This is a genomic window from Paraburkholderia sp. GAS333 (assembly GCF_050435665.1).
GTDB lineage: Bacteria > Pseudomonadota > Gammaproteobacteria > Burkholderiales > Burkholderiaceae > Paraburkholderia > Paraburkholderia fungorum_A.
In genome coordinates this window covers 186833-207128 of record NZ_JBNDKS010000005.1, presented here as the reverse complement: position 1 = coordinate 207128, position 20296 = coordinate 186833, and the positions used below count along the sequence as shown (strand labels likewise).

Genomic DNA, 20296 nt, shown 5'->3' with positions numbered 1-20296 from the left:
GTTTAATTTTTTGAGGCATGGAACTTACCTAAGCAGATGTCGTACGTCAATGATTAAGGTGTAAAGTTCCTTACATTTTTTTCTCGAACGGAAGATCGCGAGTCAAACGCGGGATTTCGATTTCCTATTCGCTTCCTTTTGATGTGCTATTGCGTGGTAATCGACTTGCTGGACAGATTTTTAATCCTCGCCCGTAATTGCGTACGGACCTCGTCCGTCACGGCGGCGGGAAGCGGAATGTAGTCGAGGTTTTCGGCAGCCTGTTGACCATTGGTGAGCGCCCAATCGAAGAACTTCAGCGTTTCGCCGCTGCGCTCTGGTAGTGCGGACGCGTTTCGAAGCAGCACAAACGTTGCGCCGACAACCGGCCACGCGTTCTTGCCAGGCTCATTCGTCAGAATCGGTACGAGTGAATGGGACCAGTCGGCGCTGGCTGCTGCTGCTTTGAATGTCTCCGGGCCCGGTTTAACCACGACACCGGCTGCATTTTTCATCGCGACATACGACATGCGGTTCTGCTTCGTGAAGTCCCATGCAACGTAGCCGATTGCGCCCGGCAGGATCTGCACGAAGGTCGCCACGCCTTCGTTGCCTTTGCCGCCTATACCACGGGGCCAGCGTACGGTCGTGCCTTCTCCGATCCTGCTTTTCCATTCCGGGTTGACCTGCGACAGAAAGTGCGTCCAGATTAGCGTCGTGCCGGAACCGTCGAGACGCCGGACTACGGCAATCGGCGTATCGGGCATTTTCATTCCGGGGTTGATCGCAACGATCGCGGGATCGTCCCAGTAAATTATTTTGCCGAGAAAGATGTCGCCGAGCACCTGGCCCGTCAACGTCACCTCGCCCGATTTGATACCGGGAAGATTGACGACCGGCACGACGCCGCCGATCACCGTCGGAAACTGGAACAGGCCGTCTTTCACGAGTTCTGCGTCGCTGAGCGGCGCGTCGGAGCCGGCGAAATCCACCTGGCTTGCGACTATCTGTCTGAGACCGTCGGTTGAGCCGACGCCGCGATAATTGACCTTGCCGCCTCCGGCTCCCTGATACGCGCTGGCCCAGCGGGTGTAGATAGGCGCGGCGAAAGTGCTGCCGGCACCGGTAATGTCAGCGGCGCGGCCTGAAATGGCGGATACGGCGCTCACCAGACCTATCGTCAGCATCAGAATATGTCTCACGAAAACCTCACTTGAATTGTTGTTGAAGATCGTTAAGTGAAGCTCGCCGAAGAATCGCGGCGTGAAAATACTATTGTTTGTCGGGCAAACCTCGATGCTGGAAACGGCGATGTCGACTTGCTGTTTTCGCTGGGTTTCGTGTGCCCCACTTCTGAACACTAGACCTTGTGTGGGGCATTTTCAAAGCACGCCTTCGCAAGTACGCGGACTTCATCAAAGGACGATGACGGGGGAGGGGGATTGAAATTCTCCAGCACGGTTGACGGTCATTCGGCGAAAACCGTGCCAGTGTCGCGGGTCGGAACGCATCCGAAAATCCGCTCGCAAAGTGCGTTGATGCCGGGTTCGTAAAGCGCAAGCACGCGCACCCGGATACCGTTAAGCGTATTTCGAAATTGCCGGGCAAATGGGCTCTGAAGTCAGCCTTAAAAATTCAGATGGACGGACGTAAAAACGTGCTTCTGTTTTTTATATTAAGCCGCTTATAGTTCGTACATTGCTGTCAGATAGACTCTCTGACAGCAACTCATTCACGCGACGGAGAAAGACATGACAAACGCATCCGGGGCGAGTATCAGCCGGCAGGGGCCGCAATTGGAAGCGCTACAGGTTCTGGCCGAGTATCTCGAGTTATCGCTCGATGCCGGCGCGAGCCTGATCGTGATGCGTCATTCGAACGATATCGCCACGCTTTATGTCGGTGATCCGGCGGGGCCGCGCGAGGAGTTGAAGCGGCGCGGAACGATTGCCGCATCGCTTGCTAACGAGATTCTCAACGTGACGGACGCGGGCATCAACCGGATTGAAATCGAAGGTAAAACGTACCGGTTTTTCCGCAGCTTCACGCATCTGGAAGAAGTCGCAGCAGTCGTGTTTGCTTCGACCTGACAGGATATTTTTTTACGGCGAGGGGCGCCCCGCGTCTTTCGCCTGCACGATTAAAGCGCGTCGTGACAGAGCGCCATCATTCGCTGAACCATGGTGCTTGCTTCATTGAGTTCCATCTCGTTGGTGAAGAGCAGGTTCACGCTCGACAACCGCACCGCGACACCGGCCTCCAGCAAATCCTTGCTCGCGATTTTCAGCGCGAGTTGACCGATGCGAACCCGGTCCAGCCAGTCCATCTGCAGCCGGTTTTTCTCCAGCCACTGACGACAGCACTGAACCACATGGTCTACCCGCCAGTCGTTGGTCAACGCGTACGACGCCGCTGCGACGGCGACGAGGAAACACAGCAGGTCGGGTCGCGCACTTTCGCGCTCGCTAAATTCAGGTTTCATCATGTCTTTCGGCTTGCCGGCTGCGGTTAAGCAAACCCAATACATATGGGCTACGGAGGACGATTCAATGTGGACGTAATTCGACACTGCTTTTTTCAACGTGGCCAACGCGGATCACCACGCGAAAGTGGACACTTTACTGCAAGTCGGGATGACTTCGTGTGCTGCAGGGCAACGGCATGATCTTTCGCAGCATCATGATGAACCGATATGCTGTGCGGCCGTGTGAAAAGCAAGGCTAAAAAAGCTGGCGGCCCGCTTTCTGTCGGGTTACCGGAATCCGGGGAATGTTTTTGCCTGCGCACGCAGGCAAAAAAAGCAAGCTCGTACCGACAGGTTTTACACGCTCTCCGCGTGTGCAGCGGGAAAAATTGTGACGCCGGAGCCGCGTTGGAATTTTTTATCTGCGAGATTCGGTCGCAGTTCGGCGATGCGCTATTCGTGCCGCGCAACGTCGGGTCGCGGTACACGGAACGCGCGAAACATCCGCGGTTTGGGCCGAAGGAATCTCAAAACGGATTTCTGAAGTTGACCTGCCTATTGCCGTAAGCAAACGAATTTTCACCAGCCAGGCCACCCACTTCTCGCGGAGTTTTTTTAGCTGCCGCATACATCGGGAACTATTGTTGCGGGCGCATTATGTTGCCGCCGATTCAACAGGGGTTTTACTTCGTAACCTTCCCTCGTCTATGCACTCATAGCGTTAATTTTATGCCCGTGGCATAGTGCGCACCGCAATACCATTTAAACGGGGAGTCAATATGGCAACACTGGAACAAATTCAGGCAAAGATGGACAAGCTCAAGGCGCAAGCCGAGGCATTGGCCGCAAAGAACGCACAGGCCATCGTGGACAAGATTCGAGGTCTCATGCTTCAGCATGGACTGACGACGAAAGACATCGAAGCCGACGCAAAGACGAAGCGCGCGGCGAAAACCGTCGGCGGTAAAGCTGCGGATGCGGCGAAAGCATCGAAGAAATCCGGCGTCAAAGTGGCGGCCAAATATCAGGATCCGAAGACCGGTGCAACGTGGACGGGTCGCGGACGCGCGCCGGCCTGGATTGCCAGTGCAAAAGATCGAAGCAAGTTTCTGATTGGCAGCGGCGCAAGCGCGGTGGCCGTTTCGAATTCGGCTGCCGACAAGGTGAAGGCGAATGTGAAAGCTAAGGGCAACGCTTCGGCTTCGGCTGTGAAAAAAGCGTCGACCGCTGGCGCAGCGACGGCTCCCAAAGGTCAGCAAAAAGCTGACCAGGCTCCCCGCTACCGCGATCCGAAATCGGGCGCGACGTGGAGCGGTCGTGGTCGTGCGCCGTTGTGGATTGCGGGCGCGAAAGACCGCAACAAGTTTTTGATCGACGCGGCGCAAGCCGTTGCTCCGGTCGCGAAGACGAACACGCCGAAGGCAGTTGTTACCAAGGCAGTGGTCGCAAAGACGAATAAGCCGAAGGCAGCGGTTACCAAGGCCGCGGTTGCGAAGACCAATGAGCCGAAGGCAGTTGTTACCAAGGCCGCGGTTGCGAAGACGAATAAGCCGAAGGCAGTTGTTACCAAAGCAGCAGTGACGAAAGCAGCAGTGACGAAAGCAGCAGTGACGAAAGCGCCGGTGACGAAAGCAGCAGCGACGAAAGCGCCAGCGGTCAAGAAAGTAAGCGCGGTCAAGGAACCCGTGGTTGTGAAATCGCCCGTTGCTGACGAGAAGGTTGTAGCGAAGAAAGCCGCGGTGTCGCCAGCAAAGCCCAAGGCAGTGAAGAAGGTCGTCGCTAAAAAGGCAGAACCGGTCGCTGTTGTTGCCGCAAGTTCCGACGTGCCCGCAGCACCGGTAGCGTCAGCCGAAGTGGCCGCATAAGCGAAAACCAGCGTAAGCGTAACCTACGCAGTCCGATGCCAGCAGACCCGAGGTTTGCTGGCATCGGCGCATTTGCGGTTCACGAAAATCGCAGGCACGCGAATGGTTCGGATTGATTCCAGCCAATACGCCGACGCGCACGATAACTCGCCCGTCATTGGCGACTCTGACCACTCGCAAACCAGTCTACGATTTCCCTTTGAGGGTGAACGGCGCGAGCAGCGCCTGCACATCGACGCGTTGGCCCTGAAGTAAAAGCAGGCGCGCATGAAGCACCGTGTTTTCCAGAACGAGCTTGGCGGTGCTCAGCAGATACAACGCATGAATCTCGGACACCGACATGTTGCCCGCTTCAACCTGGTGATGGCGCTCGACGAGTGAGGTCATGACCAGCCGCCGCAGCTCCTGCTCGCCGAATGGAAGGTCCGCGTAATCGATCGGGTCTTCGGCTTCAACTTCTCGCAGCATGTCAACAAGCGCTTCTGTGCTCACTTCCATGTGTCCGCTCCCGGAGTTGGTTGGGACCAGCATAGCTAAACAGCGGTTCGCGCACAATGCCGCAAAAATGGCGTGGCGTTGAACGCGCTCCGGGTTCGTTCATATCCGTAAGCCGTTCGAAACAGTCGCCGCGCGATTCAGTCTTTGCCACAATACGCATTTCACTGTCTGCGCACCGGCTCATGCCGCGTTCCCCAAGCGGGAACCCTACGGCAGATGATCCGCAGCGCAGGGCTGTTTGCCGCTGTCGTCAGCGGCATGCTTTCACGGAGCAATCAAGATGAACGACGCCGTCCGCCTGACCGAAGTGTCCGACCTGGAACCCGCCGCACAAAGTCTGCGCGAAATTCGCCATCACATTCACCATCATCCTGAACTCGCGTACGAGGAAGTGCAGACCGGCGCGCTGGTCGCGGAGAAGCTCGAGCAATGGGGCTGGCAGGTCACGCGTGGGGTCGGTCAGACTGGCGTGGTCGGGACATTGAAAGCGGGCGATGGCAAGCGCAGCATCGGGATTCGCGCCGACATGGACGCGTTGCCGATCATCGAGCAAACCGGCCTGCCGTACGCGAGCGGCACGCACGGCAAAATGCACGCGTGCGGTCACGACGGTCACACGACCATGCTGCTCGGCGCTGCGCAACGCCTCGCGGCCACGCGCCATTTCTCGGGCACCGTGCATCTGTATTTCCAGCCGGCGGAAGAGAGCGGTATCGATAGCGGCGCGCAGAAAATGATCGCCGACGGCCTGTTCGAGCGCTTTCCGTGCGACGCGGTATTCGGCGTTCACAACCATCCCGGTGAAGAGCCCGGCACGTTGCTGTTTCGCAAGGGGCCGTTCATGTCGGCGGGCGACAAGGCGATCATCACGATCGAAGGTGTCGGCGGACACGCGGCGCGTCCGCATCTGACAGTCGATCCGGTCGTGGTGGCGGCAAGCATGGTGATGGCGTTGCAGACCGTCGTCGCGCGCAATGTCGATCCGTCTCAACCTGCCGTGGTCACAGTCGGCTCGATGCACGCTGGCACCGCGAACAATGTGATTTCGAGCAGCGCGAAACTGGAACTGAGCGTGCGGTCGTTCAGCCCCGAAGTCCGCGCGCTATTGAAGAAGCGCATCACCGAACTCGCGGAATCGCAGGCTGCGAGTTATGGCGGCAAGGCGATCGTCGAGTACATCGAAGGCTATCCCGTCGTCGTGAATTCCGATGCGGAAACCGATTTCGCGATTCAGGTGGCGCGCGAACTGGTCGGTGACGACAAGGTGGTCGCGCACACCGACATCCTCATGGGCAGCGAAGACTTTGCGTTCATGCTGCAAAAGCGGCCGGGTACGTTTCTGCGGATCGGCAACGGCGCGGGCGAGGACGGCTGCATGGTGCACAACCCGCACTACGATTTCAACGACCGTAATCTGCCGGTCGGCGCCGCGTTCTGGACGCGGCTGGTGGAGCGCTATCTGGCTCAGTGAACCGGCATTGCGACGTGCGCGCTGCAATGCCGATAGCGGGCGCCAGCGCGCCCGCCGATCATTTTCAACCGCGTCGCGCGACCATATCCGAGACGGTTTGCGCGGCCTTTTGCAGCGGCTCCAGAAACGCCTTCACCATCTGCTTCGCCGAATTGCGCTGCGCATTTCCGCTGATGTTCATCGCCGCGATCACACGCCCCTGGCGATTGCGGATCGGCGCGGACAGCGAAATCAAACCACCTTCGAGTTCCTGATCGACGATAGCCCAGCCCTGGGTCCGCACCTGCGCGATCAGTTTCTTCAACTCGTCCTTGTCGGTCACCGTGCGCGGCGTGTGCGCGTAAAGCGGCGCCGAATTCAACGTGGCTTCGAGCGTTTCGTCGTCGAGTGCGGACAGCAGCACGCGGCCCATCGACGTGCAATAAGCGGGCAAGCGGCTGCCGATCGACAGGTTGATCGTCATGATCTTGTGGGTCGGCACACGCAGCACGTAAACGATCTCGGTGCGATCCAGCACGGCCGCCGAACAGCTCTCGTGAACCTCCGCCGACAAACCTTCCATGACCGGCTCGGCCAGATTCCAGAATGGCATCGACGTCAGATAGGCGAAACCGAGGTCGAGAATTTTCGGCGTGAGGCGGAACAGGCGGCCTTCGGCTTCCACGTAGCCGAGCGTCTGCAAGGTCAGCAGGATGCGGCGTGCGCCCGCGCGCGTGAGACCGGTGGCGGCGGCGACGTCGGTGAGCGTCTGTTCGGGGCGCGTGGCGTCGAACGCGCGGATGACCGCGAGGCCGCGCGCGAACGACTGCACATACGAGTCGCCCGGCTTGTCCGGGGCCGGTTCGGCGCTGACGGGAACGACGGTAGACGGCGGCAGGGCTTTGCTCATGGGCCTTGAAAGATGCGTTCGAAGAAAGCGCGCACGACGGCCGCGCCGGTTGCCCGACGCGCTGCTGCGCAAAGGCGTGACGATAGCTTAAGCCTTCTGTTTCGCCAACTTGACGTGTGATCGCGTAAAAATCCCAGGGTTTGCGCGGATGCCGAGTTCATCTCAAATTTGTATGATGACCCGATAACATGACGAGTCGAGGCTTCGATGTTCGACAAGATTCCTGCGCGGGCGTTGAGCGACACGGTCGCGCAGCAGCTGCTCACGCAAATCGACAAAGGCACCTTCGAGCGCGGCGGCAAGCTGCCGACCGAGGCTGTGCTGGCGCAGCAGTTCGGCGTGAGTCGCACGGTGATCCGCGAGGCGATTTCGCGGCTGAAGAACGAGGGCGTGGTCGAACCGCGCCAGGGTAGCGGCGTGTTCATCGCGGGGCACGGCGCGGTCCGGCCGCTGCGGATCGATTACGCGGAAGCAGTCGAGCCCGGCTCGGTTGTGCAGATTCTCGCGCTGCGCCGGGCGATCGAAGCTGAAGTCGCATCCGAGGCTGCGCTGTGCCGCAGCGCCGCCGATATCGCGTCGATCGACGCCGCGCTCGCGCACATCGACGAAGCGGTGGCCGACGGCAGCGACGGTGTCGCGCAAGACGTCGCGTTTCATCGCGCGATTGCGGCGGCGACCGGCAATCCGTATTTCCTCAAAACGCTCACTTTCCTGAATCAGTATCTGGAGGCCGGCACGGTCGTCACGCGCCGCAACGAATCGTTGCGCGAGGACTTTTCGCGTCAGGTGCGCGACGAGCACGCGGCGATCGCCGCGGCAATTCGCGCGGGCGATCCGGTAGCGGCGCGCAACGCGGCGCAGACGCATATGTACAACGCCGCGCGCCGGCTCGCGGAAGCGGGCATCTGCTAGCGGCTGAAGTAACGGACAAGAAGCTGGAAGCGGTCAGGTCCCATGAGCGCTCGCGCTCATCGGGTGCGAACACATCACGCAATTGACAGAGGTCACGCATGTCCAGAAATGTCGGAGTCATCGGTCTAGGTGCAATGGGTCTGGGTGTCGCGCGCTCATTGCGGCGCGCGGGTTTTCGGGTGCATGCGTGCGATTTGCGCCAGGAGGTGTTGCAGGCGTTTGTCGCCGAGGGCGGTGTCGGTTGTGCGACGCCCGCGGAGCTCGGCGCCCAATGCGAGGTGGTCGTCACGGTCGTCGTGAATGCCGAGCAGACCGAGGCCGTACTGTTCGGCGAGCAGGGCGCGGTCGCGGCGATGAAAAAAGGCAGTGTGGTGATCGCAAGCGCGACAGTGCCTCCCGAATTCGCGATAGATATCGGCAAGCGGATCGAAGCGGCGGGTCTGCAGATGCTCGATGCGCCGCTTTCCGGCGGCGCAGCGCGCGCCGCATCCGGTGAGATGACGATGATGACCTCGGGCCCCGCGCAAGCCTATGCCGCCTGCCAGGACGTGCTGATCGCGATGGCGGGCAAGGTCTACCGGCTCGGCACTGCGCATGGCGCGGGATCGAAAGTGAAGATCATCAATCAGTTGCTGGCGGGCGTGCATATCGCGGTCGCCGCCGAGGCGATGGCGCTCGGTTTGCGCGAGGGCGTCGATCCGAAGGCGCTGTACGAGGTGATCACGAACAGCGCGGGCAATTCGTGGATGTTCGAGAACCGTGTGCCGCACATTCTCAATGGCGATTACACGCCGCTGTCGGCGGTCGATATTTTCGTCAAGGACCTGGGGCTCGTGCTCGATACCGCGCGCCGCTCGAAATTCCCGCTGCCGTTGTCGGCGGCCGCGCATCAGATGTTCATGATGGCGTCCACGGCCGGTCATGGTGGCGAAGACGATTCGGCGGTCATCAAGATTTTCCCCGGCATCGACGTGCCGGCCGCGAAGTAAGCGGGGCTGATGTCATGACGTCCACGACGAAACGCGCGTTGCTCGGCTGCATCGCCGACGATTTCACCGGCGCGACCGATCTCGCCAACATGCTGGTACGCGGCGGCATGCGCACGGTTCAAACCATCGGCGTACCCGCGTCGAATGAAGCGCTCGAAGCCGATGCGCTGGTGGTCGCGCTGAAGTCGCGCACGATTCCCGCCGCCGACGCCATCGCGCAATCGCTCGCCGCGCTCGACTGGTTGCGTGCGCAAGGCTGCCGCCAGTTCTTTTTCAAATACTGCTCGACCTTCGATTCGACCGACGCTGGCAACATCGGTCAGGTGACCGATGCGCTGCTCGACGCGCTGTCTTCCGATGGCGCGGGTTTCACGATTGCCTGCCCCGCGTTTCCTGAAAACGGCCGCACGATTTTCCGGGGCCATCTGTTTGTCGGCGATACGCTGCTCAATGAATCGGGCATGGAAAACCACCCGCTCACGCCGATGCGCGACGCGAATCTCGTGCGCGTGCTGCAGCGTCAGACGCAATCGAAAGTGGGTCTCGTGCGTTACGACACGGTGGCCAAGGGTGTGCCGGGCGTGCGTGCGGCATTCGACGCGCTCCGCGAAAACGGCGCGCGCATGGCGATTGCCGACGCGGTGTCCGACGCCGATCTGCACGTGCTAGGCGAAGCCTGCGCCGACCTCACGCTGATCACGGGCGGCTCCGGCATCGCGTTGGGCTTGCCCGCGAATTTCCGTCGCGCGGGATGGTTGAACGAGCAGGCCGATGCCGCGCAGTTGCCGCGTATCGATGGTTTGTCGGTGGTTCTTGCCGGGAGCGCGTCGAAAGCGACCAACGCACAGGTCGCGGCGTGGCGTGAAACGCGCCCGGCGTTTCGCATCGATCCGCTGGCGGCGGCGCGCGGTGAAGACGTCGTCGCGCAGGCGCTCGACTTCGCCCAGCCGTATCTCGACCGGCGCGAAGCCGTGCTGATCTACGCGACCGCCACGCCTGACGAAGTCAAGGCGGTGCAGCGCGAACTCGGCGTCAACGAAGCGGGGCATCTGGTGGAATCGACATTGGCGTCGATTGCGCGCGCTCTGCGCGAGCGCGGCGTGCGCAAGTTCGTGGTGGCGGGCGGCGAGACCTCGGGCGCGGTCGTGCAGGCGCTCGACGTGCGCACGCTGCGCATCGGCGCGCAGATCGACCCGGGCGTGCCGGCCACGGCGACCACCGGCGCCGACCCTCTGGCGCTCGCGCTGAAGTCCGGCAATTTCGGCTCGACCGATTTCTTCGACAAGGCGCTGCGTCATCTGGACGGGGCCGCGCAATGACCGCGTCGCCCGCACTTCACACGACGAACGAAGCGCGCGTGCGCGAGGAAATCTGCGTGAGCGGCGCGAGTCTGTATCAGCGCGGCTATACGGTGGGCACCGCCGGCAACATCAGCGCGCGGCTCGACGACGGCTGGCTGATCACGCCGACCGATGCCTGTCTCGGCCGGCTCGATCCCGCCGGGATCGCCAAAGTCGATCTGAGCGGCAACGCCGTGTCGGGCGCGAAGCCGTCGAAAACGCTGGCGCTGCATCGCGGCATCTATGCGCGTAACGGCGACGCACGCGGCGTCGTCCATACGCATTCGACCCATCTGGTCGCGCTGACGCTCGCGGGCGTCTGGAGCGAAACGGATGTGCTGCCGCCGCTCACGCCGTACTACGTGATGAAAGTGGGACACGTACCGCTGATTCGCTACCGCCGTCCCGGCGATCCGCAAGTGGCTGCCGAGATCGCCGCGCTGGCCGGTTCGGTCCGCGCGGTTCTGCTCGACCGTCTGGGGCCGGTGGTGTGGGAGCGTTCCGTCGCGCAGGCGTCGTACGCGCTCGAAGAACTGGAGGAGACCGCGCGCTTGTGGCTGATGACGAATCCGCGGCCCGCGCCGCTCGATGAAGCCGCGCTCGAAGAGTTGCGTGCGGTGTTCGGCGCGCGCTGGTAGCGCACGCTACGGGAAATTCCCGCATGGGCCACGCGTGGGTTCGCGTGATTCATGCGGTCGCGCGGTCTTGTAGTTGAGGCCGCCTGAATATTCGACACGCGCCAGAAACGAGCATCGACGGCTCGATCCTCGGCGCTGAATCAAACTGTTACCTGGGAGTTGTCGCCATGCCCCGTTTTGCCGCCAATCTGACGATGATGTACACCGAGCACGCTTTCCTCGACCGTTTCGCCGCCGCCGCGAAAGACGGTTTCGAAGCGGTCGAATACCTGTTTCCCTACGATTTTCCGGCCAGCGAAATCAAGGCGCGGCTCGATGCCAATCATCTGACGCAGGCGCTGTTCAATGCGCCGCCCGGCGACTGGGCAGGCGGCGAACGCGGAATAGCCGCGCTGCCGGGCCGCGAAGACGAGTTTCAGCGCAGCATCGCCACCGCGCTCGATTACGTGCGCGTGCTCGGCAATCGCAAGTTGCATGTGATGGCTGGTCTGATCGGCGCGGGTCACTCGCGAGTGGAGCATCGCGACGTGTACGTGAAAAATCTCGCGTATGCCGCGAAGGCTGCGCAAGCCGAGAACATCATGGTCGTGATCGAGCCGATCAATACGCGCGACATGCCCGGCTACTTCCTGAATCGTCAGGACGATGCCCACGCGATTTGCGCGGAAGTCGGCGCACCGAATCTGAAGGTGCAATTCGATTGCTATCACTGCCAGATCGTCGAAGGCGATCTCGCGGTGAAACTCAAACGCGATATGGCCGGCATCGGCCACATTCAGATCGCGGGCGTGCCCGAGCGGCACGAACCCGACACCGGCGAATTGAACTACCCGTATCTGCTGGAATTGATCGACTCGCTGGGTTACGACGGCTACATCGGTTGCGAATACCGGCCGCGTGGTGAAACGTCGGCGGGGCTTGGCTGGCTGAAGCCGTATCTGAAGAACGCCGGGCAATGAACTGCGAATTCACCTGATTCACGATCTCGATGGAAAGCCAATCATGAAAGTTCTGATTACCGGCGGCGCGGGTTTTCTCGGTCAGCGCCTCGCCCGTGAACTGCTCGCGCGCGGTTCGCTGAACGACGCGCAAGGCAAGCCGCAAGCGATTACCGAACTGCTTCTGCTCGACGTGGTTCATGCCGCCGATTCCGGCGACAGCCGCGTGCGAAGCGAAGTGGGCGATATCGCCGAACGCAGCGTGCTGGAACACGCAATCGACGGGAACACCGAAGCGATCTTCCATCTCGCGGCGATCGTGAGCGGCCAGGCGGAAGCGGATTTCGATCTCGGCATGCGCATCAATCTCGACGCGTCGCGCCTGCTGCTCGAAACGTGCCGGCAACGCGGGCATCGGCCGCGCGTGGTGTTCACGAGTTCGGTCGCGGTTTATGGCGGCGATCTGCCGGATGTCGTGCAAAACGATACGGCGCTGAATCCGCAATCGTCGTATGGCGCGCAGAAGGCGATCGCGGAATTGCTGCTCAACGATTACACGCGACGCGGTTTTGTCGACGGCCGCGTGCTGCGCTTGCCGACCATCAGCGTGCGTCCGGGGCGGCCGAATGCGGCGGCGTCGTCGTTTGCGAGCGGGATTATCCGCGAGCCGCTGAATGGCGAGGCGGCGGTGTGTCCGGTGGCGGGATCGACGCGGCTGTGGCTGCTGTCGCCGCGCCAGGCGATCGCAAGCCTGATCGCAGGGCTCGAACTCGATGCGGCGGCGCTCGGTCAGCAGCGCGTGCTGAACCTGCCGGGGATTTCGGTGAGCGTCGACGACATGGTCGCGGCGCTGCGCGAAGTGGCGGGCGACGAGGTCGCGAACCGGATCGTGTGGGAGCCTGATACGCGCGTGGAGAAGATCGTCGGCAGCTGGCCGGGACGGTGGGATACGTCGCGCGCCGAGCGGCTGGGCCTGAGCGGCGAGCGGAGTTTCGCTGACGTGATCCGCAGCTATATCGCTGACGAAGGGATCCAGGTTCGGTGAGAGGCCGGGCTTGCGGAACATGAAACTTCTCCGCAAGCCTTTCCCGCAACGCCACGACGGCATCGGCCACTCTGCGCCAGATCCCCGCGCGACCACTCAGAACCCGCCCCCGCCGTCTGCACGTATTCCCTAATGCCAACCGGTCCACGCTTGACATGGTTTCGCGCACGCGCCTATTATCGAGGCTCATTGTTCGATATATGACCGTACGTTCGCGTAAAGAACAAATGGCCTGAATCTCGAGCCCAAGGTTTACCATCCTGCGCTAAGCTGATCCGACGTGAAGGCTGCCGTGCCGCCACCTGTCCGTGGGCGTGGCCGGCCCGATGCCACCGCGCATCCAGCCCGCGTCATCGCGTGACTACCGATTCACCGGCCACGGCGCAGCGCACGCAGCACATCAACTGGAGACATCACATGACCGAAGCATTCCTGTGCGACGCGATTCGCACCCCCATTGGCCGCTATGCGGGTTCGCTGTCGTCGGTGCGTGCCGACGATCTGGGCGCCGTGCCGCTCAAGGCGCTGATGGAGCGCAACAAGGACGTCGACTGGAGCGCGATCGACGACGTGATCTACGGCTGCGCGAACCAGGCCGGTGACGACAACCGCAACGTCGCGCGCATGTCGCTGCTGCTGGCGGGCTTGCCGCTAGACGTGCCGGGCTCGACGGTCAACCGCCTGTGCGGTTCGGGCATGGACGCAGTCGGCATCGCGGCGCGCGCGATCAAATCGGGCGAAGCCGCGTTGATGGTGGCGGGCGGTGTCGAAAGCATGAGCCGTGCGCCGTTCGTGATGCCCAAGGCAGGCAGCGCGTTTTCGCGCCAGGCCGAGATTTACGACACGACGATCGGCTGGCGCTTCGTCAACCCGTTGATGAAAAAGCTCTACGGCGTCGACTCGATGCCGGAAACCGGCGAAAACGTCGCCACCGACTACAACATCAGCCGCGCCGATCAGGACGCGTTCGCACTGCGCAGCCAGCAGAAAGCGGCTCGCGCGCAACGCGACGGCACGCTCGCGCAGGAAATCGTCGGCGTGACGATTGCGCAGAAGAAGGGCGATCCGGTTACGGTGCTGCAGGACGAGCATCCGCGTGAAACCAGCCTCGAAACGCTCGCCAAGCTGAAGGGCGTCGTGCGTCCGGACGGCACGGTCACGGCGGGCAATGCATCGGGCGTGAACGACGGCGCAGCGGCTCTGCTGCTCGCCAACGAAGCCACCGCGAAGCGCTTCGGCCTCACGCCGCGCGCTCGCGTGCTGGGTATCGCCACGGCCGGCGTCGCGCCGCGCGTGATGGGCATCGGCCCGGCGCCGGCTACGCAAAAGCTGCTGGCGCGTCTGGGCATGACCATCGACCAATTCGACGTGATCGAACTGAACGAGGCGTTCGCGTCGCAAGGTATTGCGGTGTTGCGCGCGCTGGGCGTGGCCGACGACGACGCTCGCGTGAACCCGAACGGCGGCGCGATTGCACTCGGCCATCCGCTCGGCATGAGCGGCGCGCGCCTGGTGACGACCGCGATGTATCAACTGCAGCGCACGCAAGGTCGCTTTGCGCTGTGCACGATGTGTATCGGCGTCGGTCAGGGCATCGCAATCGCAATCGAACGCGTTTGATGCATTAGCTTCATTTGAAATTAACGCGCCATGTCCGGCGCTTCAAAACGAACAGCCCCAGCGCGAAAGCGTTGGGGCTGTTTTGTTTGTGGCGTTCGGATCGTCCGGACCGAAAGTTGTGCGAGCCGGGTACGCGATTTGCGATTGGGGATCGGGACGATGCTCGAACCACTTCTCAAGGAGAGCGCAGATGAAGGCAGCGATGACAGCGGCAACGGCAGCGTTGATGATCGCGGCATTCGCCGCTGCTCAGCCTGCCTGCGCGCAAGACTCGATGGCGAGCACCGCCCAGGCCGTGATCGACGCGGCCGAGCCGGTGCATCTGAACGCAGAGATTGCCGCTATCGATCCTGGCAGCCGGACACTCACGCTCAAGGGCCCCGACGGTAACGCCGTGGTCGTGCTAGTGAGTCAGCAGCTTGCCGGTTTCGATCAACTGAAAGTGGGCGACCGGGTCGACGTGCTCTACAGGAACGCGCTGCTCGTGAATGCCGAGAAAGTCGCCGGCGCGGATAAGGACATTCGCAAACGCGTCGACAAGCGGGTGACCACGCAGAGCGCGGGAGGTTTCGAATCTACCGGACAGACCGAGGTGCTGGCCACGGTGCAGAAGATCGATCGCAAGAAGCGCCTCGTGACGTTGCGCGGCGTGTCGCAGACACGGACGTTCGAAGCGGGTCCGGCGGTCGATCTGTCAACGGTGAAGGTGGGCGATACGATTCACGCGGTGTTCGTATCGGCGGCGGCAGTGCAGGTCACGCCCGCCGCGCAGTGAACGTTGCGCACGCGGGCGGCGGTACTTGCGAGCATTGTCGTCAACGCGGCGACGGCGCACCCAGTCCGAGCCCGGCAAGCCGCCCGAGCCAGCGTCCGATCAAACCGCGTCGCACGGGCAATATGCTGGTCAACGTGACGCGCGCCGCATGTGCGCCATCGGTGCTGAGCCACACACGTTCGCCGCGATGCAGCCGGATTTCCGCGCCCGGCGTAAGCCAGTGATCGTAAGGGGAGCTGATGCGGGTCAGCCAGATGCGCGCACCCTGAACCGCGAGCGTGCTGTCCGCTTCGATACGCCACGTGAGCGTCGCGCCTGGGATCACAGAAAAATGCACGACGATTGTCGGCTGACGCTCGTCCGGTTGATACGCCGAAAGACTCGAGTCGTCATCCATGCATTGCGGGCTTGCCTGATCCATCTTTTGCTCTCCGTCATCGAGCCGGCTGGCGGAGGAGGCACCCCAAAACAAAAGGCCCCTTCCGTTACCGGCGGGGCCTTGGGGGTCCTGTTTGCAGATTCAGACTGCTAACGCGCACATGCTCCCAATGGCCAGCCGATGATGGCTCGCGTTGGGTGATTAATCGCTTTGGCGATGGAGGTGTGCGTCAACATGAAATCGAGTGTGCCGTTTTGCCGCTTGGGCTGTCAATAAAAATGTGTCAATTCATGCCTGTTGATACACGTGCATCTGAAATGGACCCGCAATTATTCAGGAGGAATAGCAGATGAATCCCGACCATTCTCCGTGCATCAAACGATGTCTTCGAACGATGCTGTTCACGCTCGCCGGATTGAGTTCGGCGTCGGCATTTGCCGCGAGTTTCGATTGCGCACACGCACGTTTGCCGGATGAAAAAGCAGTCTGCGCATCGCGGCAACTGAGCGAACTGGATGTCGAGATGTCTGTCCGCTATCAGATGCTGACGGGGCTGGTCGCGATGGGCACACGCGGCGACATGCAGGACCAGCAACAGACGTGGCTGAAGTCGAGGCACGCGTGCGGCGAGAGCAAGTCGTGTCTGCTCGATCTTTACCGTCAGCGGATTGCGAAGCTGAAAGAGCAATATGCGCAGCTCGCGAGGCGCGGGCCGTTCTGAGTTGGAGAGTCGATCTGCAACGTCGCGCGCAAACGCCGGTTCCGCGCGCGGCAATCTATGTCGAAATATGTCGCCGCACTTTTAAATCGTCCGCAAAGCCTTGTCGCGCGGGCCTTCACCGTGGTGAAACAGCGCGACATATCTTCGCTGATGATTTACCGGATGCGTCCTTCTATAGTCCGTTCGTCGCCACGCAGCAGTGACGCAAGTGGCCCGAATCCTCGAAGGAAATCCCGTGAAAAACCGTTCATTCTTCATCCCGGCCAACGCCGCTTGCCTCGCTTCATCGACGACTCTTTCCGCCACGCGAGGCGGCGCGCTCCGCAAGCTCGTATTGAGCGCAACCGTCGCGGTGCTCGCGTTCAGCAGCGCGTCGGCTTTCGCGTGGTCGCAGCACGGCACCGCGTACACCTCGCGCGGCACCTATAGCGGCGCGCACTTCGGCTCCTGCGGCGGCGGTAGCTGTTCGCATGCAGGCGGCGTGGCCGGCCCCTACGGCGGCTTCGCGAGCAATACCGGCACGGTGACGCGCAACGCGCCCGGCCAGTTCTCGAATTCAGGCACGGCGACAGGGCGCTACGGCAATTCGGTCCAGCACTCCGGCGACACGAGTTGCGCTGGCGGCACCTGCGCGCATACCGGCTCGATGACTGGCCCCGACGGCAAAACCGCCACGACTTCCGGCGATGTGACGAGAACCGCGCCGGGTCAATATTCGTCGTCGGGATCGGTGACGGGGTCGAACGGCAACACGGTCAACCACTCGGCATCGACGAATTGCGCCGGCTCTACCTGCTCGCGATCGGGCACCGTAACGGGTTCGGAGGGCGGCACGGTCGATCATTCCGGATCCGCCACGCGGGTTGCGCCGGGCGTCGTGACGACATCGACGAGTATCACCGGCACGCACAGCAATACGGTGACGACGAGTGGAACCGTGGTGACCGGGGGTGTCGTCGCGACGGGCGGGACGACGGTCGTCGTGGCAGCGAAGCCGGTGGTCGTGCCGCCGCCGGTGGTTTATGCGCCGCCGCCGGTGGTCGTGCCGCCTCCGGTGGTTTATGTTCCGCCGAAGCCGGTCGTGGTCGCGCCTCCGGTGGTCTACGTTCCGCCGAAGCCGGTTGTGGTCACGCCGCCGGTTGTCTATGCACCGCCGCCGCCCCCGCCGGCCGTGTATGTCGCGCCGCGCGCGGTGTATGTGGCCCCGGCGCCGCGTCCGGTGGTGTGGGTGCCGGGGCACTGGATCGGACGTGTGTGGGTGCCGGCGCATTGGGCGTGAAGGACGCAGTCATGCGAGTCAAGAACTCCATCACGTGGAGACGATCGTGGCGCGATGCAACGCAGGCAGCGGACGTACTGCAAGCCGACGCGCCCGCTTCGCGTTCACGGGCGATGGTCAAGGCGGCGTCGCTGATGGCGATCGCCGCAGCGATAACCTGGCTGACCACCTGGCCGCTAGCATCGAGCGATGTGATGACCGGAGCCCGCCTCTCTCGCTCCTATCCGACGAACAGCGCAACCCCTACCCGCGATGCCTCACGAAACTGCTCCGCCCGCTACGCGGCGTTGCTCGACCTCGCCGAACTGGCGAGGCGCGACGGCAAATCGTCGGAGGTGGTGATTCGAGGGTTGAGCGACCGGCGCGGCGCGATGAGCGGCTGCCTGCCGATCAATCGCGCTGAACCCGCCAATCCTTGAGCGTAATAACTCGTCGGAAAAACGCCGCCTCTTCAGTCCGGCAGCGCCGACGCCCGCGTCAAATCGCACTCCAGAAATATCGCCCCCGGAATCGGATTGAAAACATAAGCCGGAATCGGCTCGAATCCCAATGACTCGTAAAGGCTAAGCGCTGCATGCATGGTCGGCAGCGTGTCGAGACGGATGCGGCTATAGCCGAGTTCGCGGGCCGTCGCGCAAATCAGCGTGGCCAACTGTTTGCCCGCTTGCAGACCGCGTCCCGATGGTCGAACGTAAAGCCGCTTCATTTCGCAGATGGCATCGTCGATAGGCCGCAACGCCACGCACCCGATCACCTCGGCGCCGTGATAGGCAAGCAGCACCTCGCCGCGGGGCGCGGCGAATTTGCCGGGCAGATCGGCGAGTTCGGAATCAAATTGCTGGAAGCTGAGATCGATGCCGAGGCTTTGCGCATATTCCCGGAAAATGCTCCGGACAGCTTCGACCTGCTCAGGGAATCGGGCGGGATGGATCTGGATCATTGGTACGTATTTGTGCGCTTTTCTGTTGGAGAAGCGTTGTTTAAATGCCGCATCCGCACCGACTCATTGCGATTCGGCGAGAACCAGCGGAAAGCGGATATCGAACCTCGTTCCCACCCCTTCGCGGGATGAGAAATCGATCTGCCCATCCAGCACGCGGCACAACTCGCTGACGATCGCGAGGCCGAGGCCCGTGCCGGGAATATCGTCGCCCGAGGCTCGCTCGAACTCGTCGAACACGCGCTCTGCATCGGACGCCGCAATGCCCACACCGGTATCCGACACGCGAATCGACCAGTGGTCGGGGCCGGCCATCGCGAAGCGCAATTCGACCTGTCCCGACTTCGTGTACTTGGTCGCGTTGGACAGCAGGTTGACCGCGATCTGCTTCAGCTTCAGCCGGTTCGACGTCACTGCGGACAGAGCCGGATCGAATTCCGCGCGCAAGGTCAGCCCCTTGGCTTCGATTGCCGGACGCGAGGCCGCGACGAGTTCATCGTAAAGCTCGCGCGTTTGCACCTGTTCCAGCGCGAGCGGCGCGGCATCGCCGAGTACGACTGAATATTCGACCATCTGCTCGACCAGCAGCTTCATGTCGGCCGCCTGCCGGTTCGCCAGCGTCAACGCGTTGTCGGCTCTGGCGGGTGCGCGCGCGACCAGTTGCAGCGCGATCGAAAACCCGTTCAGAAAATTGCGCAGATCGTGCACCACGCTGCGGGTGATCTGCATCCGCGATTCGTAGAGATCGCTGACCAGCCGCTGTTTCAACGTGAGTTCGTGATTCGCGCGTTCGAGCTGTCCGGTGTATTCGTCGATCTTGCGGTCGCGTTCGCTCACCACTTCCTTGATCGACGTGTACGAGACCAGGCTGAAGGTTTCCGCGATCATCCGCCGCGCGCGGCTTTCGTGGCGGCGCGTGAAGGTGCTGTCGCGGCCGGCGAAATCGTCGAGCGCGCCGGCCAGCACCTGATGAAACAGATCGAGTTCGCGCACCAGTTCCTCAATCCGGTAGCCCTGACGCCAGCGGACCTTGCCGTGTTTTCTCGCATTCCGTTCGAGCGACGGCTCGACCCGTTCGAGGTCTTCGACATCGAGCGCGGCGCAGAGTCCTTCGAGGATTTCCGGCAGATGATCGGCGAGTTGCTGGTACGTCAGCTTGTCCGCCTCGACGAGATCCACGTCGCTGGAGACATCGGTCATCCATTGCTCGGTGAGCGGGATTCGCTCCGCGCGGATGAAGTCGGCGAAATTGCGCAGCGGGCTTATACGGGTGTCGGTCATGGTGGGGTGCAGGGATGAAGTTTCTACAACATACAAATGCTCGAACCACACCCGGCGCGTCGAACGGCAGAGAGTGCGTGCGCCTGATGCGAAAAGAAACTTCCGCTGGAAGGAATCAAAGGCTTGGCCAGCGGGCTTTTCGCTCTGACAGCGGTCGAAAATCGTGTGGTTTCGGCCGCCGGTCCGCATCATTATCACCGCAATCGCCATGTGTGGAACATGTCTTGCGTGGCCGCTCGTAGATGACAAAAACGTTTAACCCGGCGGTTCCTG

21 protein-coding genes are annotated in these 20296 nt (G+C 62.0%); 14 read left to right on the top strand and 7 right to left on the bottom strand.

The features are described from left to right. Positions 1-146: 146 nt before the first annotated feature. Positions 147-1166: a phosphate ABC transporter substrate-binding protein PstS gene (gene pstS, locus ABH945_RS25925; RefSeq protein ID WP_074767679.1), complete on the bottom strand. Its 1020-nt coding sequence runs from the start codon at positions 1164-1166 to the stop codon at positions 147-149. A 564-nt stretch (positions 1167-1730) separates the two neighbouring features. Here pstS and ABH945_RS25920 point away from each other — a divergent pair. Continuing rightward, positions 1731-2069 (top strand): hypothetical protein, encoded by a 339-nt coding sequence (locus ABH945_RS25920; RefSeq protein WP_074767681.1) that lies wholly within the window; start codon positions 1731-1733, stop codon positions 2067-2069. Between the two features lie 50 nt (positions 2070-2119). On the opposite strand, the gene ABH945_RS25915 is transcribed toward ABH945_RS25920, so the two are convergent. Continuing rightward, positions 2120-2464 (bottom strand): hypothetical protein, encoded by a 345-nt coding sequence (locus ABH945_RS25915; protein WP_074767683.1) that lies wholly within the window; start codon positions 2462-2464, stop codon positions 2120-2122. A gap of 722 nt (positions 2465-3186) precedes the next feature. On the opposite strand from ABH945_RS25915, the gene ABH945_RS25910 reads away from it, so the two are divergent. Next, on the top strand, positions 3187-4308 hold the full coding sequence (locus ABH945_RS25910; protein WP_429252421.1) for an H-NS family nucleoid-associated regulatory protein: 1122 nt from the start codon (positions 3187-3189) through the stop codon (positions 4306-4308). A gap of 186 nt (positions 4309-4494) precedes the next feature. Here the strand turns inward: ABH945_RS25910 and ABH945_RS25905 are convergent, their stop codons facing one another. After that, positions 4495-4806, bottom strand: coding sequence for a hypothetical protein (locus ABH945_RS25905; RefSeq protein WP_074767687.1), 312 nt, complete (start codon positions 4804-4806; stop codon positions 4495-4497). Between the two features lie 280 nt (positions 4807-5086). On the opposite strand from ABH945_RS25905, the gene ABH945_RS25900 reads away from it, so the two are divergent. After that, on the top strand, positions 5087-6277 hold the full coding sequence (locus tag ABH945_RS25900) for a M20 aminoacylase family protein (RefSeq protein ID WP_429252420.1): 1191 nt from the start codon (positions 5087-5089) through the stop codon (positions 6275-6277). Positions 6278-6341: 64 nt separating this feature from the next. On the opposite strand, the gene ABH945_RS25895 is transcribed toward ABH945_RS25900, so the two are convergent. After that, positions 6342-7166 (bottom strand): IclR family transcriptional regulator, encoded by an 825-nt coding sequence (locus ABH945_RS25895; protein WP_074767691.1) that lies wholly within the window; start codon positions 7164-7166, stop codon positions 6342-6344. Between the two features lie 207 nt (positions 7167-7373). Here ABH945_RS25895 and ABH945_RS25890 point away from each other — a divergent pair, with 207 nt between their 5' ends. The 8 genes from ABH945_RS25890 to ABH945_RS25855 all read left to right on the top strand — a co-directional run bounded on the left by ABH945_RS25890 (position 7374) and on the right by ABH945_RS25855 (position 15423). Continuing rightward, entirely contained in the window at positions 7374-8078 is a 705-nt protein-coding gene (locus tag ABH945_RS25890; RefSeq protein WP_074767693.1) for a FadR/GntR family transcriptional regulator, read from the top strand. Between the two features lie 98 nt (positions 8079-8176). Then, positions 8177-9067: an L-threonate dehydrogenase gene (gene ltnD / locus ABH945_RS25885; RefSeq protein ID WP_429252419.1), complete on the top strand. Its 891-nt coding sequence runs from the start codon at positions 8177-8179 to the stop codon at positions 9065-9067. Positions 9068-9081: 14 nt separating this feature from the next. Continuing rightward, positions 9082-10386 (top strand): 3-oxo-tetronate kinase, encoded by a 1305-nt coding sequence (gene otnK / locus ABH945_RS25880; RefSeq protein ID WP_429252418.1) that lies wholly within the window; start codon positions 9082-9084, stop codon positions 10384-10386. Continuing rightward, complete coding sequence (locus tag ABH945_RS25875) at positions 10383-11045, top strand: aldolase (RefSeq protein WP_429252417.1); 663 nt, start codon at positions 10383-10385, stop codon at positions 11043-11045. The genes otnK and ABH945_RS25875 overlap by 4 nt, the downstream gene beginning before the upstream one ends. A 167-nt stretch (positions 11046-11212) precedes the next feature. Then, positions 11213-12004: a 2-oxo-tetronate isomerase gene (otnI, locus tag ABH945_RS25870; RefSeq protein WP_429252416.1), complete on the top strand. Its 792-nt coding sequence runs from the start codon at positions 11213-11215 to the stop codon at positions 12002-12004. A 43-nt stretch (positions 12005-12047) separates the two neighbouring features. After that, positions 12048-13028, top strand: a complete 981-nt coding sequence (gene denD, locus ABH945_RS25865) for a D-erythronate dehydrogenase (protein ID WP_074767702.1) — start codon at positions 12048-12050, stop codon at positions 13026-13028. A 417-nt stretch (positions 13029-13445) separates the two neighbouring features. Next, positions 13446-14648: a 3-oxoadipyl-CoA thiolase gene (gene pcaF, locus ABH945_RS25860; protein WP_429252415.1), complete on the top strand. Its 1203-nt coding sequence runs from the start codon at positions 13446-13448 to the stop codon at positions 14646-14648. A gap of 202 nt (positions 14649-14850) precedes the next feature. Beyond that, a complete protein-coding gene (locus ABH945_RS25855; RefSeq protein WP_429252617.1) occupies positions 14851-15423 on the top strand; it encodes a hypothetical protein in 573 nt (190 codons plus the stop codon). A gap of 40 nt (positions 15424-15463) precedes the next feature. On the opposite strand, the gene ABH945_RS25850 is transcribed toward ABH945_RS25855, so the two are convergent. Beyond that, on the bottom strand, positions 15464-15844 hold the full coding sequence (locus tag ABH945_RS25850; RefSeq protein WP_429252414.1) for a DUF2917 domain-containing protein: 381 nt from the start codon (positions 15842-15844) through the stop codon (positions 15464-15466). A gap of 307 nt (positions 15845-16151) precedes the next feature. On the opposite strand from ABH945_RS25850, the gene ABH945_RS25845 reads away from it, so the two are divergent. The 3 genes from ABH945_RS25845 to ABH945_RS25835 all read left to right on the top strand — a co-directional run bounded on the left by ABH945_RS25845 (position 16152) and on the right by ABH945_RS25835 (position 18221). Then, entirely contained in the window at positions 16152-16523 is a 372-nt protein-coding gene (locus ABH945_RS25845) for a lysozyme inhibitor LprI family protein (RefSeq protein ID WP_429252413.1), read from the top strand. A 235-nt stretch (positions 16524-16758) separates the two neighbouring features. Further along, a complete protein-coding gene (locus tag ABH945_RS25840) occupies positions 16759-17802 on the top strand; it encodes a hypothetical protein (RefSeq protein WP_429252412.1) in 1044 nt (347 codons plus the stop codon). Positions 17803-17813: 11 nt separating this feature from the next. Further along, positions 17814-18221: a hypothetical protein gene (locus tag ABH945_RS25835; RefSeq protein ID WP_429252411.1), complete on the top strand. Its 408-nt coding sequence runs from the start codon at positions 17814-17816 to the stop codon at positions 18219-18221. 32 nt (positions 18222-18253) lie between these two features. Here the strand turns inward: ABH945_RS25835 and ABH945_RS25830 are convergent, their stop codons facing one another. Both ABH945_RS25830 and ABH945_RS25825 read right to left on the bottom strand, forming a co-directional pair. Beyond that, entirely contained in the window at positions 18254-18742 is a 489-nt protein-coding gene (locus ABH945_RS25830) for a GNAT family N-acetyltransferase (RefSeq protein ID WP_429252410.1), read from the bottom strand. A gap of 63 nt (positions 18743-18805) precedes the next feature. Then, complete coding sequence (locus tag ABH945_RS25825; protein ID WP_429252409.1) at positions 18806-20023, bottom strand: sensor histidine kinase; 1218 nt, start codon at positions 20021-20023, stop codon at positions 18806-18808. Between the last annotated feature and the right edge of the window lie 273 nt (positions 20024-20296).

Coding starts and splice junctions, on each gene's coding strand:
- pstS (WP_074767679.1), bottom strand. CDS start 1,166: ATGCTGACGATAGGTCTGGTGAGCGCCGTATCCGCCATTTCAGGCCGC.
- ABH945_RS25920 (WP_074767681.1), top strand. CDS start 1,731: ATGACAAACGCATCCGGGGCGAGTATCAGCCGGCAGGGGCCGCAATTG.
- ABH945_RS25915 (WP_074767683.1), bottom strand. CDS start 2,464: ATGATGAAACCTGAATTTAGCGAGCGCGAAAGTGCGCGACCCGACCTG.
- ABH945_RS25905 (WP_074767687.1), bottom strand. CDS start 4,806: ATGGAAGTGAGCACAGAAGCGCTTGTTGACATGCTGCGAGAAGTTGAA.
- ABH945_RS25900 (WP_429252420.1), top strand. CDS start 5,087: ATGAACGACGCCGTCCGCCTGACCGAAGTGTCCGACCTGGAACCCGCC.
- ABH945_RS25895 (WP_074767691.1), bottom strand. CDS start 7,166: ATGAGCAAAGCCCTGCCGCCGTCTACCGTCGTTCCCGTCAGCGCCGAA.
- ABH945_RS25890 (WP_074767693.1), top strand. CDS start 7,374: ATGTTCGACAAGATTCCTGCGCGGGCGTTGAGCGACACGGTCGCGCAG.
- ltnD (WP_429252419.1), top strand. CDS start 8,177: ATGTCCAGAAATGTCGGAGTCATCGGTCTAGGTGCAATGGGTCTGGGT.
- otnK (WP_429252418.1), top strand. CDS start 9,082: ATGACGTCCACGACGAAACGCGCGTTGCTCGGCTGCATCGCCGACGAT.
- ABH945_RS25875 (WP_429252417.1), top strand. CDS start 10,383: ATGACCGCGTCGCCCGCACTTCACACGACGAACGAAGCGCGCGTGCGC.
- otnI (WP_429252416.1), top strand. CDS start 11,213: ATGCCCCGTTTTGCCGCCAATCTGACGATGATGTACACCGAGCACGCT.
- denD (WP_074767702.1), top strand. CDS start 12,048: ATGAAAGTTCTGATTACCGGCGGCGCGGGTTTTCTCGGTCAGCGCCTC.
- pcaF (WP_429252415.1), top strand. CDS start 13,446: ATGACCGAAGCATTCCTGTGCGACGCGATTCGCACCCCCATTGGCCGC.
- ABH945_RS25855 (WP_429252617.1), top strand. CDS start 14,851: ATGACAGCGGCAACGGCAGCGTTGATGATCGCGGCATTCGCCGCTGCT.
- ABH945_RS25850 (WP_429252414.1), bottom strand. CDS start 15,844: ATGGATCAGGCAAGCCCGCAATGCATGGATGACGACTCGAGTCTTTCG.
- ABH945_RS25845 (WP_429252413.1), top strand. CDS start 16,152: ATGAATCCCGACCATTCTCCGTGCATCAAACGATGTCTTCGAACGATG.
- ABH945_RS25835 (WP_429252411.1), top strand. CDS start 17,814: ATGCGAGTCAAGAACTCCATCACGTGGAGACGATCGTGGCGCGATGCA.
- ABH945_RS25830 (WP_429252410.1), bottom strand. CDS start 18,742: ATGATCCAGATCCATCCCGCCCGATTCCCTGAGCAGGTCGAAGCTGTC.
- ABH945_RS25825 (WP_429252409.1), bottom strand. CDS start 20,023: ATGACCGACACCCGTATAAGCCCGCTGCGCAATTTCGCCGACTTCATC.